We start from the raw sequence: 12,442 nt of genomic DNA, 5'->3' as shown, positions 1-12,442 counted from the left end.
AGGATGGTGCATCATATGTTTAAACGGATTATATTATTAGTCATGGATAGTGTAGGCATAGGATCAGCACCGGATGCTTCACGATTTGGCGATGATGGTGCCGATACAATCGGTCATATAGAAGCGCAAGGGGGCTCAATTCATTGTCCTAATTTAAAACGGTTGGGACTCGGTAAAATTGCTCATATAGAGAGTAATGAAGCAGAAGGCATTACAGGTCTTTATGGCCGTTTACATGAAATCAGCCAAGGTAAGGATACTACGAGTGGCCATTGGGAACTCATGGGGCATCCTGTGGATGTACCATTTCCTACATTCTACGAAGGGTTCCCTAAAGAGTTGATGGATGCTTTTACGCGTGAAACGGGCTTTGGTTTTTTAGGTAATGAAGTAGCATCAGGCACAGAAATTATTGAACGTTTAGGCGTAGATCATATGAAAACAGGTAAGCCCATTGTGTACACATCGGCGGATTCCGTATTTCAAATTGCTGCTCATGAAGATATTATTCCTCTTAAGGATTTGTATCGTATATGTGAAATAACACGGAACAAAGTTTGTATTGGTGAGTATTATGTGGGGCGTATAATAGCGCGTCCCTTTATAGGTGAGCCGGGTCATTTCACACGAACTTCTAATCGTCATGATTACTCTCGTATGCCAGAGAAGACTTTATACACGGAGTTATTGCAGTCTAAAGGGCTTCAGACTATTGGGGTTGGTAAAATCGGAGATATTTATGCTCAAGTAGGTATTAGTGAATCACATCCGACTAAATCGAATTCTCATGGTATGAATGAAGCAGCGCGCTTACTTGGAGGGACTTTTAGAGAAGGCCTTATGATGATTAATTTAGTGGAATTTGATAGCCTTTATGGGCATAGACGAAATGTGTTCGGTTATAAGCGCGCTATAGAAGACTTCGACTATCAACTAGGTGGTTTTTTAGAATTATTAGGTCCTGAGGATTTACTTCTCATCACCGCAGACCATGGCAATGATCCCACTTGGAATGGTACAGACCATACGAGAGAATTAGTTCCTTTATTAGGCTATTGGCAAGGCCTTGCTAAGGCAATTCCTCTAGGAGACCGCAAGTCTTTTGCTGATGTAGGGCAGACCATACTTCATAATTTTGGCCTTAAGGGAGACTATGGTACAAGTTTTTTAGACTATTTTACTGAACAAAAATAAGGAGACAGTATGAATCATTTCTTTACACAATTTGAAAAGCCTCTCCATGAAGCTGGCGCAGCTCGTTATGAATGGGCAAAAAAACAGGTAACAGTGGCTTTAAATCAAGATATGTCCACAGCTGAAGCCAAAGCTTTATTTCAACATCTTATGGCGTTAGATATGAATGGTATTAACGAAAGTGGCAATGACGAAGTACATGCTACATTCCGTCGTGCTATTGGTCAAGCTACAACGGCCTTAGAAGAAGGACAATCAACAGCTCTTGCTTTGTATCTATTTCGCTGCATAATGCATGGCGATTTAAAAGATAAAGAGTAGGGATTAGAATGTAAAGAATAAAATGTAAGATAAAGTACAAGATAAAGCGTAAGGCAGAGCGCTTTCAAAATAGAATGTAAAAAGCCATCCCTTTGGGTGAGTTAGTAGAGGTATACATTGTTACCCTTACTAACTCACCGCGAAGGAATGGCTTTTTGTATTTTGCAAATAAAAAAAGCGCCGTAACCGAGTTACAACGCTTTTTGGTGCCTATAAAATTATAAAGCATTAACTTTAGCAGCCAAGTTAGATTTTTTGCGAGCTGCTGTGTTTTTATGAAGAATGCCTTTGGAGGCCGCTTTATCAATTACGCTAGTAGCTTGAACAAGTGCTTGTTTAGCATCTTCTACTGCGCCTGCTTCAACAGCTTCAACCGTTTTGCGGGTAGCTGTACGAATCTGAGATTTCACAGCAAAATTTTTCGCACGACGTTCAGCGTCTGTTTTCACGCTTCTAATACTGGATTTAATATTTGGCAATTGAGTCACCTCCTTATGATTACAATAATATACCTGAATAATTATAGCATAGAGCGTATTGTTGTGCAATACCTTACTACAATACTTTTTATGTTATAATAAAGAAGTTAAGAATAATTCTAAAATTTGTGCTACAAATTTATGATGATGAGGTGTAATATGAAAAAATTAATGATTATAGATGGTAGTAGCTTGTTATACCGAGCTTTTTTTGCGTTGCCTCCACTAAGTAATGCCTTAGGGGTACCAACTAATGCAGTCTATGGCTTTTTAACTATGCTTGTAAAGTTATATGACCAATTACACCCAGACTATGTAGCGGTGGCTTTTGACAAAGGGAAAGAGACCTTCCGTACTGAACTGTACTCCGACTATAAAGGGAATCGCCCGAATGCACCGGATGATTTACGTCCACAGTTTGGCCTCATTCGTGAAGTCTTAGAAGCATTAGGCATTTCTGTAATTGAAGAAGAAGGCTTTGAAGGCGATGATATTATTGGCTCTTTAAGTAAGTCATTAGGCAATAAAGAAACAGCTGTTTATATTATTACTGGTGATCGCGATAGTCTACAGCTCGTGGATGAGTATAGTACGGTGTATATTACTAAGAAGGGCATTTCTGATATGCTTGAAGTGACTCCTTCTAATATGGCACAGGAATACGGCTATGGGCCAGACAAAGTGATTGATATGAAGGCTCTTATGGGCGATAGTTCTGATAATATTCCAGGGGTTCCTGGCGTCGGTGAAAAGACGGCACTTAAGCTTTTAGGTCAATATGAAACCTTAGAAGGTGTGTACGAACATATTGAAGAGATTAAAGGTAAATTAAAAGAAAAATTAGTGGATAATAAGGAACTAGCCTATTTATCTAGAACCTTGGCTACTATTAAAACTGACATGGAATTGCCTTATGGCTTAGAAGACTTTGTAACTAAGGCCCATGAAAGTGAAATTGTACCATTGTTTGACCGTTTAGGTTTTCATACGGTAACACCTCGTTTGATGAAAGCTATGGGAATCCAAGGCGACGCAGGAGCTGTTGGGGCGTCTGCATTTGCTGATTTTGCTAATGATCCTAATGAAGCGGCTTTTTCTGTAATCGCTGTAACATCATTAGACGAAATGGACTTTAAAAATAAACGAATGGGAATTCACATTATTCCTGCTGGAACGCATCCTTTTAGAACGGTTGAGACGGCGTATCTTAGCAATGGTGATAGTATCTACGCCATAAGCTCTTTAGGTGCTGAAACGGCTGTAGAAATTGATGATTTTACTCAAGTGCACACCAAGGCAGAGCCTGCTATTTCTGATGATAGCTTATTTGCTCATGTTGAGCCAGCTGATGATGCTTCGACCGAATCTACTAGTACCACTGCATCGACTGATGAGGACCATAATGAGAGTCAGCAAAGTTCAAAAGCTGGCTTAGGGGGTAATGAAATTCGTCATATACTTCAAGTTGTGACTGAAGAAGCAGAGTCTATTGTATGTAATGATGTTAAACTACTTTTAGAAGTATTAGGTGAAGCTGTGCCTGGCACTTTAGTTTTACGTAAAGCCAATGGTACGCCTAGGGTATGGGATTTAACTTTGATGGCCTATTTATGCGATCCTACACGTACTAATTATGGCTTAACGTATTTATTGGAGCGTTTCCAAGGCGGTTCGGTACCTACTTCCGGAAATGACCAAGAATTTGGCGGTACTGTAGCTGCCTATGTAAAAATGGCACCAATGGCACGGCAAGCCATTGCTGATGCTGGGGTAGGCGATTTATATTCAACTATTGAATTGCCATTGATTAAGACCTTACTAGTTATGGAAAAAAATGGCATTTACATTGATTTAAACGCCTTAGATAGTACAAAACAGCGCTTTGACATAGAGGCTAAGACCTTGCGAGACTCTATTTATGAGTTAGCGGGGGAAGAGTTTAACATTAATTCTCCAAAACAACTAGGTGTTATCTTATTTGACAAATTGGGATTACCTGTTATAAAGAAAACAAAAACAGGTTATTCCACAAATGCAGAAGTATTAGATTTATTAAAGGACAGCCATCCAATTATAGAAAAGATTTTAGCCTATCGTACGGTTGTAAAATTGATTTCTACTTATTTAGATGGTTTAAAACCATTAGTGAATCCGGTAACACAACGTATTCACAGTACCTTTAATCAAATGGTGACGGCTACAGGGCGCTTAAGTAGTTCTGATCCTAATTTACAAAATATACCGGTGCGCACTGAAAAAGGGCGTGAAATTCGGGCGTTATTCTTACCTGGTGAAGGCTATGATGCACTGGTTAGTGCCGACTACTCGCAAATTGAACTTCGCATATTAGCCCATTTATCAGAAGATCCAGCATTAATTAAAGCCTTTTTAGACGGCGAAGATATTCACCGTTTTACAGCTGCCGAAGTATTAGGGAAAGCCTTAGATGAAGTAACACCTTTAGAACGTTCTCATGCGAAGGCCGTTAATTTCGGCATTATTTATGGTATCAGTGATTTTGGCTTGTCCAGAGATTTGGGCATAACACGAAATGCAGCTAAAGAGTATATTGAGCTGTATTTTAGCCGATATCCTAAAGTAAAAGAATACATGGACAATATGGTGGCACAGGCTCATGAACTAGGGTCAGTACGAACCATGTTTGGTCGCGTTCGTTCCTTACCAGATATTAATAGTCGTAACTTTAATCGCCGTTCTTTTGCTGAGCGTACGGCTATGAATACACCAATTCAAGGAACGGCGGCAGATATTATTAAACTCGCTATGAATCAGGTGGCAGAAGCCATAGAGGAAAAGAATTTAAAATCTCGTTTACTACTACAAGTACATGACGAATTAGTCATTGAAGTAGTAAAGAGTGAAGAAAAAATGGTAGAGGAATTGCTCACTACTATTATGGATAGCGTAGTGGAGTTAAAAGTACCTCTTATTGTTGATGTACACAGTGCTACTAATTGGGCTGATGTAAAGTAAAGAAGGATTGCTATGCCAGAATTACCAGAAGTTGAAATTATAAGGCAGTATATAGATGGTAAGATTAAAGGGAAAACAATTGATTGTGTAGAAACCTTATTGCCTCGTCTGTGGCGCAATACAACGCCCCTCATGGCGGAGCAGACCTTGACGGGATTAACCATATCTGCGGTGAGCCGGCGGGGAAAATATTTAATACTTCATTTTGAACGGATGGACTTACTCCTTGTAATTCACTTGAAATTAACGGGGAGTTTGGTGTATCATGAATCGTCAGTGGTTGAACGATTTGATCGCATTGTATTTCATTTCACCGATGGTAGTCAGCTTTCTTATGGAGATGTACGCACCTTAGGTGGATTGCATTTGTTTATAAATGAAGAGGCTATTGATTTAAAAGCCTATGTGACAATGGGCGTAGAGCCCTTGAGCGAGGACTTCACACCGCACCATATGTATGAAGTGAGTCGACGCAGTGGCATTCCCATAAAACCCTTTTTATTAGACCAGAAATATATTGCTGGCATCGGCAATATTTATGCTGATGAAGCTTTATTTAGGGCCTCCATAAGGCCTACTAGACGAGCCAACTCTTTAACTAAGAAGGAGAGCGCAGCCCTTTGTGAAGCCATTAAATATGTCTTAACTAGTAGTTTACATCATGGTGGCACAAGCTTTCGTGATTATAAAAATGGGGCAGGACAAAAGGGACAAAATCAAAATTATTTACAGGTTTATGGCCGTGGTGGTGAACCATGCAAGCACTGTGGTCAGCCCTTAAGTGATATGACTTTACGAGGACGTCATACGGTGTACTGTAAATATTGTCAAAAATAAATGAAGTATAGTAAAGGCTGTTACCTATAGCGTAAGTGGTTAATAGCTAGTAACACTAAGTAGGAGCGAATAGTTTATGTATAAGATAGGTCTAACGGGCGGTATTGCAACTGGCAAAAGCACGGTGAGTGACTGGTTAAAAGCCGAGGGACATGCTGTTATTGATGCTGATCAAGTTGCTCGCGAAGTAGTAGAGCCGGATACACCAGGATATAAGGCTGTAGTGGATGCTTTTGGACCTAGTGTTATTAATGAAGATAGAACGTTAAATCGCCCAGCCTTAGGTGCCATTATATTTAATAATGAAAAAAAACGTAAATTGCTTAATTCCTTACTTCACGAGTTTATTAAATGTCGCATTGATGAATTGGCCTTAACCTATGAAACACAAGGTGTTCCCGTAGTGGTATATGATATTCCCTTACTCATAGAAACGGGGTGGCATAAGGCCATGGATGAAGTATGGTTAGTGGAAAGTACTAAAGAGCATCAACTGCAGCGTCTCATGGCTCGTAATGGGTATACTAAAGAGGAAGCATTAGCCCGTATGAATAGTCAAATGGATAGTAAAGAAAAGCGGACCTATAGCCAGCTTATTATAGAAAATGATGATGATATGGAGTCTTTAAAAGAGCGCTTACATCATATTTGGAATGAATTAGAACAGCGACTAGGAAAGGAGATGGCATGAGAGGATCTACATTGTTAGCCTGGGCGGCTTTGATTTTGGGCCTTTACTATGGTGCTGTGGGCGAACCTTATTTAGCGCGTATGTATGCCTATCCTTTAGAACATCGCGATATTGTGTATTCTCAGGCAAAAGCTAATAAAGTGCCTTTTTCATTGGTGGCCGCTGTTATTTTAGCAGAGAGCAAGTTTGACGAATCTGCGCAATCAGCACCTGGTGCCATGGGTCTGATGCAACTTATGCCAGATACGGCCCATTGGATTGCGGAACAATTGAATCAGCCTACTATGACAGATGCTGATATACGAGAGCCTGAAACCAATATTAAACTTGGCACTTGGTATTTGGCCTATTTATTGCAGGAATTTAAAGGCAATGAGATTTTAGCCCTAGCGGCCTATAATGCAGGTCGTGGCCATGTGGAAGAGTGGATGCAAACCTATGGTTGGACCGATGATTTTAACCGCATCGATGATATTCCCTTTGGAGAAACTCGTGAATATGTAAATACAGTGTTAAAAAATAAAGCACATTATGAGCAGCTCTATGATGAAGTAAGTATTCGTTAGGAAAGGAGGTATGCATATGGGCGAAAAAGTTGACCCCTTACAGGCTTGTGGTGAGCGCAGTTATGATTTCTCTTGGCTACCTCAGACTATAGACAACTTTCGTTTAGTAGTGGATACGAAACAGGAAGGCAATACGTTTTTATTTTTTCACTATGAAAATGATTTAGGTTGGCGTTGGCAAGCTTTATATGATAAAGAAGTAGACGACTTTACAGTGCATGTGATTATGCCTCTGTTTTATTTTGTTGACATTAGTTTCATTCGCGACAGTTGGGATGAATTCTTAGTGGGCTTACAGGAGCGAGCTGTGGAAGCCTTACGTAAACGATTGATTGCACCGCAAGAGCTGTTTACTTATGAGTATAAAAAGACTAAAATTCTACAGTGGGATTATGAGGCTGTATTGCCATCGAAAGTGGGACCCTTTGTATTGGATATTAGCCCTAAAAATGCAATCTCCATGATTAATGGTTCGTTTATTGTAGGTGAATATCGACTTATGGATGATGCATCGGGCTTACTTTTCTTCTACAATGTATTGCGAGAAGAGTTTTTTGCAGAATTGCGCATTCATAATGTACCAGAAATTAGCCATCATTTTGATGGGAACAATGTACAAGAGTTCGAAGAAACGGTGAAAGCGCATCTACAAGAGGAATTAGAAGCTATTGCGAAGCGATTGTAATTTATTAAGCCTAGGAAGCAAATGACCAATAAAGTCCCTTGCTATAGCCTTTTATTTGAACTTTTAGAATGTTTATGCTATAATATAGTAGATTTGAAATAAGTTACCTTTTGAAGAGTGGGCTCTGGCTCACTCTTTAGTTTATAATTGGCCTAATAAAAGTAAATATAGCCATATAAATTAACAAGTGTTACATAAATTAAAGGAGGCGAAAGCAATGAAACGAGAAGCCGTAGAAGAATTGGTATCGTCTGTAGTGGAAGGGATAATTAAAGATACTGACCTTGAGTTAGTTGATGTAGAGTATGTAAGAGAGCGCGACTGGTATTTGCGTGTATACTTAGATAAACCTAATGGCATTGATTTAGATGATTGCCAAATGGTCAGTGAAAAATTAAGTGAATTTTTAGACGCCAAAGATCCAATCAAGGAAAATTATTTATTAGAAGTGTCCTCGCCAGGGATTGATCGCGTATTAAAAAAAGAAAAAGACTTTATTCGTTATCGCGGCCAAGCAGTGGACGTACAATTATTTAAGCCCATTGATGGTAAGAAATTATATACTGGCAATTTAGGCGATGTTACAGATGAATTTGTAACTATTTTGATTGATGAAAAACCAAAAGAAATCGAACGTCCTGCTATAGCACAAATACGTTTACATATTGATTTTTAACATAATTTGAAAATAAAAGAAAACCTAGGATATTGGAGGAGTTATCAGTGAGTCAAGAATTAGTACAAGCAGTTATGGTGTTAACAAAGCAAAAGGGTGTAGCCCCTGAAGTGGTGTTTGAATCCCTAGAAGCATCATTATTGCAAGCCTATCGAAAGGAACCTGGCTCGAATCAAGAAGCATATGTAGAATTAAATCGTGAAACTGGTGAGTATAAAGTTAAGGCAAAGAAGACTGTTGTGGAAACAGTGGAGAATGCTGAAACTGAAATCAGTTTAGATGAAGCACAAGCTCGTGATTTACGTTATGAAGTAGGCGATATCGTTGAAGTTGATGTAACGCCTAAGAATTTTGGTCGCAGCGCGGCTCATACGGCGAAACAAATGCTGATTCAACGCTTAAAAGAAGCAGAACGTAGCATTGTATATGAAGAGTATTTCAGCCGTGAAGGCGATATCATTACGGCCCAAGTACAGCGCGTAGAAGGTCGCAATGTATTTGTAGACCTTGGTAAGACTGAAGCTATTTTACCTCCTACGGAACAAATTCCAACAGAAACTTACAAAGCAGGGGATCGAATTAAGTGCTATATTGTGGAAGTTAAAAAGACTACCAAAGGCCCTCAAATTATGATTAGCCGTACTCATCCTGGGCTTTTAAAACGTTTATTTGAACTAGAAGTTCCAGAAATTCATGAAGGTGTAATTGAATTAAAATCTGTGGCTCGCGAACCTGGTATGCGTTCTAAAATCGCGGTTGTGTCTCGCGATGAAACAATCGATGCTGTAGGTGCTTGTGTAGGTCCTAAAGGCCAACGCGTTCAAAACATTGTAGATGAACTTCATGATGAAAAAATTGACATTGTTAAATGGGATGAAGATCCAGCTATTTACATTGCCAATTCATTAAGCCCTGCTAAAGTATTATCGGTCGATGTAGATGAAGAGGCAAAAACATCTCGCGTAGTTGTACCAGATTATCAATTATCCTTAGCCATTGGTAAGGCGGGGCAAAACGCTCGTTTAGCTGCTAAGCTTACTAATTGGAAAATTGATATTAAAAGCGAAAGCCAATCTGATGAAGCGCCCCTACATGATGTAATTGATGGGGCAGATAACAGTGTGGTAGATTCTTATGATGAAGGTCATGGTGAAGACTAATGAAAAAGAAAACGCCACCGATGAGAATTTGTGTAGGTTGTGGTGAGCTGCGCAATAAAAAGGAGATGCTTCGTATTGTAGCGTCTCCAGATGGCGTAATTTCTATTGACCGTACAGGTAAGGCAGCAGGTCGAGGCGCTTATATAGAGCCTAAGGAAGAATGCTTTGAAACAGCCTATAAGATGAAACGTCTTGAACGTTCTTTAAAACGTCAAGTGTCTCAAGATATATATGAAGATTTGCGAAAGCAATTAACTAATGAATAAAGATAAAGTACTCAATTTACTTGGCATGGCACAAAGGGCAGGAAAATTATTATCAGGTGATTTTGTTGCTGAAAAAGCAATTAAACGAAATCATATTCCCTTGGCCCTTCTGGCTAGTGATTGTGCTAAGAATAATGCAGAAAAATATAAGTGGTTAGCGGAATCAAACGAGGTACCACTTCGTGAAGTGGCGACTAAGGAAGAGCTAGGCCGCGCTATTGGTAAAGAACAAAGAGCTATTATTTTAGTAAATGACAAAGGATTTGCTAAAGCAATGCTTAAGGAAATAGATTGTTGATTTGAGGGGGAATGTAGATGTCCAAAAAAAGAATACGAGATTTAGGCAAAGAATTAAATGTAGAAAACAAGAAAATTATTGAGTTTTTAAAAAGCAATGGCTTTGATGTAACAACTCCAGCTAGCGGTATTGATAGTGATGGAGAAGCATTAGTGCGCAAACAATTTACTAAAACTGAAGCGCCTAAGGCGGCTCCTAAAGAAGCGCCAAAGACAGCGCAAGGAGATGCTTCTAAAGGTTCAAAACAAGGATCTAAAGAGGGCGAAGTAAGCCATAAAGGTAAGAAAGATTCACAGCCTAAAACAAATGCTCACAAAGCAACAGGCCATCAAGGTGGTCAAAATAATGAACGCCGTCGCAATCATCAGGAAAACCAGAAACAGAGTCCCTCTCATGTAAAATCTGGCGATGCTAAACAAGGCGATAAAAATACTCGTCATCATCAGGCGGATGACAATAGTCAGAAACATGAAAATCGCGATAAAAATGCAAATCGTCATACAGAACGCGATAATCGCAATGATAAAAAGAACAATCGCAACAATGACAATCGCAATCATCGCGATGGGTCTGATACTAATGATCGACGCAATAAAAAAGATAAGAAAAATAAGAACAATAAGAATAACAAGAACAATAATCGTCCTCAGTCCTTATTATCTACATCCTTAGCGAAGAGCAAAAACAAAGTAAAACAACGTAATGAGCAAAATCTTAAACACAAAGAAGAAGAAAAACGTAAAGCAGAAGCAATGATTGCAACTGAAATCGAATTATCTGGTCCTTTGACTGTTAAAGAATTAGCCGAAAAAATGGGGCGCGAAGTAAGTGAACTCATCAAAAAACTTATGATGCTTGGCGTTATGGCAACCATTAACCAAGAAGTAGATGTGGACACAGCCACTATTGTGGCCGAGGAATTTGGTGTTACAGTTACTGAAGTGGAACCTGAAGAAGATCCAACAGAAATCCATGAAATTGTAGATGCACCAGAAAGCTTAAAACCACGTCCACCAGTTGTTACTATTATGGGTCATGTTGACCATGGTAAAACTTCATTACTAGACGTAATTCGTCAAACTAATGTAACAGCCTCTGAAGCCGGCGGTATTACGCAGCATATCGGTGCCTACATGGTTCGTTATAAAGGCAACAAAGTTACATTCTTAGATACACCAGGTCACGAAGCATTTACGGCTATGCGCTTGCGTGGTGCTCAATCTACAGATATTGCTGTACTTGTTGTAGCTGCTGATGATGGTGTAATGCCACAAACTATCGAAGCGATTAATCATGCTAAATCCGCTAATGTGCCAATTATTGTAGCTATCAATAAAATGGACAAACCAGGTGCTAACCCTGACCATGTAAAACAGCAATTATCTGAACATGGCCTTCTTCCTGAAGAATGGGGCGGCGATATTATCATGGTGCCTGTATCAGCTAAAAAGCGTCAAGGCATTGATGATTTATTAGAAAACATTCTTCTTGTGGCTGAAGTATTAGAATTAAAAGCAAATCCTAATCGCAAGGCACAAGGCGTTGTTATTGAAGCTAAACTCGATAAGGGTCGCGGCCCAGTATGTACTGTTTTGGTACAAAAAGGTACCTTACATATTGGGGACAGCATTATTGCTGGTACTGCATATGGTAAAGTGCGTGCCATGACTAATGAACGAGGCGAACAAGTTAAAGTGGCTCGTCCATCTATGCCGGTGGAAGTACTTGGTTTATCTGATGTACCTCAAGCTGGTGAAATTATGGATGCTGTTGACGATAATGAAGCGCGTACAATCGCAGAAAAGCGTATTGAAAAAACACGTCTTAGTGAGCAAAATGCAAGCCATAAAGTTACCTTGGATGATATTTTCAACCAAATTCAACAAGGTGAATTAAAAGATTTAAATATTATTATTAAAGGTGATGTGCAAGGTTCTGTAGAAGCATTGCGTCAATCCTTAGAAGCTATTAAAAATCCTGAAGTGCGCATCGTTATTGTTCATGCTGCCGTAGGTGCTATTAATGAGTCTGATGTTATGCTTGCATCTGCATCTAATGCTATTATCATTGGCTTTAATGTGCGTCCAGATGCTGTGGTTCGCAAGGCTGCAGAAAAAGAAAATGTTGACCTTCGCACCTATCGCGTTATTTATGATGCTATCAATGATGTAGAAAGCGCTATGCGTGGTATGTTAACGCCAGAATACAAAGAAGTTATCTTAGGCCGTGCAGAAGTGCGTCAAGTTATTTCTACGCCTAAGGCTATTGTAGCTGG

13 protein-coding genes are annotated in these 12,442 nt (G+C 39.4%); 12 read left to right on the top strand and 1 reads right to left on the bottom strand.

What is annotated here, in order from left to right:
• Window positions 1-15: 15 nt before the first annotated feature.
• Together Q0376_RS04290 and Q0376_RS04285 are read left to right on the top strand one after the other, a co-directional pair.
• Entirely contained in the window at window positions 16-1,194 is a 1,179-nt protein-coding gene (locus Q0376_RS04290; protein WP_298704468.1) for a phosphopentomutase, read from the top strand.
• Window positions 1,195-1,203: 9 nt separating this feature from the next.
• Entirely contained in the window at window positions 1,204-1,515 is a 312-nt protein-coding gene (locus Q0376_RS04285; RefSeq protein ID WP_298704466.1) for a hypothetical protein, read from the top strand.
• A gap of 218 nt (window positions 1,516-1,733) precedes the next feature.
• Here Q0376_RS04285 and rpsT read toward each other — a convergent pair whose 3' ends face one another.
• On the bottom strand, window positions 1,734-1,994 hold the full coding sequence (gene rpsT, locus Q0376_RS04280) for a 30S ribosomal protein S20 (protein WP_295789011.1): 261 nt from the start codon (window positions 1,992-1,994) through the stop codon (window positions 1,734-1,736).
• Between the two features lie 159 nt (window positions 1,995-2,153).
• Here rpsT and polA point away from each other — a divergent pair, with 159 nt between their 5' ends.
• From polA to infB, 10 genes are all read left to right on the top strand, one after another.
• Window positions 2,154-4,988, top strand: a complete 2,835-nt coding sequence (gene polA, locus Q0376_RS04275) for a DNA polymerase I (RefSeq protein WP_298704463.1) — start codon at window positions 2,154-2,156, stop codon at window positions 4,986-4,988.
• A 12-nt stretch (window positions 4,989-5,000) separates the two neighbouring features.
• Window positions 5,001-5,825 (top strand): bifunctional DNA-formamidopyrimidine glycosylase/DNA-(apurinic or apyrimidinic site) lyase, encoded by an 825-nt coding sequence (gene mutM, locus Q0376_RS04270; protein WP_298704461.1) that lies wholly within the window; start codon window positions 5,001-5,003, stop codon window positions 5,823-5,825.
• A 76-nt stretch (window positions 5,826-5,901) separates the two neighbouring features.
• Window positions 5,902-6,516 (top strand): dephospho-CoA kinase, encoded by a 615-nt coding sequence (gene coaE, locus Q0376_RS04265; RefSeq protein WP_298704459.1) that lies wholly within the window; start codon window positions 5,902-5,904, stop codon window positions 6,514-6,516.
• The gene (locus Q0376_RS04260) at window positions 6,513-7,082 is read left to right on the top strand and encodes a lytic transglycosylase domain-containing protein (protein ID WP_298704457.1); all 570 of its coding nucleotides are present in this window, start codon (window positions 6,513-6,515) and stop codon (window positions 7,080-7,082) included. The genes coaE and Q0376_RS04260 overlap by 4 nt, the downstream gene beginning before the upstream one ends.
• 16 nt (window positions 7,083-7,098) lie before the next feature.
• A complete protein-coding gene (locus Q0376_RS04255; RefSeq protein WP_298704455.1) occupies window positions 7,099-7,767 on the top strand; it encodes a hypothetical protein in 669 nt (222 codons plus the stop codon).
• Window positions 7,768-7,984: 217 nt separating this feature from the next.
• Window positions 7,985-8,443, top strand: coding sequence for a ribosome maturation factor RimP (rimP, locus tag Q0376_RS04250; protein ID WP_298704451.1), 459 nt, complete (start codon window positions 7,985-7,987; stop codon window positions 8,441-8,443).
• 47 nt (window positions 8,444-8,490) lie between these two features.
• A complete protein-coding gene (gene nusA, locus Q0376_RS04245) occupies window positions 8,491-9,603 on the top strand; it encodes a transcription termination factor NusA (protein WP_298704426.1) in 1,113 nt (370 codons plus the stop codon).
• Window positions 9,603-9,869 carry an RNase P modulator RnpM gene (locus Q0376_RS04240; RefSeq protein ID WP_298704424.1) on the top strand — a complete coding sequence of 89 codons (267 nt, stop codon included), beginning with the start codon at window positions 9,603-9,605 and terminating at the stop codon, window positions 9,867-9,869. Before nusA ends, Q0376_RS04240 begins: the two co-directional genes overlap by 1 nt.
• Entirely contained in the window at window positions 9,862-10,167 is a 306-nt protein-coding gene (locus tag Q0376_RS04235; protein ID WP_298704422.1) for a ribosomal L7Ae/L30e/S12e/Gadd45 family protein, read from the top strand. Before Q0376_RS04240 ends, Q0376_RS04235 begins: the two co-directional genes overlap by 8 nt.
• A 17-nt stretch (window positions 10,168-10,184) precedes the next feature.
• The coding region (gene infB, locus Q0376_RS04230) for a translation initiation factor IF-2 (RefSeq protein ID WP_298704420.1) at window positions 10,185-12,442 on the top strand (2,258 nt) is incomplete at its 3' end.

The organism is uncultured Veillonella sp. (genome assembly GCF_937981445.1).
Taxonomy (GTDB): domain Bacteria; phylum Bacillota; class Negativicutes; order Veillonellales; family Veillonellaceae; genus Veillonella_A.
The sequence above is the reverse complement of the archived record's forward strand: the minus strand, read 5'-3'. Positions and strand labels throughout refer to the sequence as shown.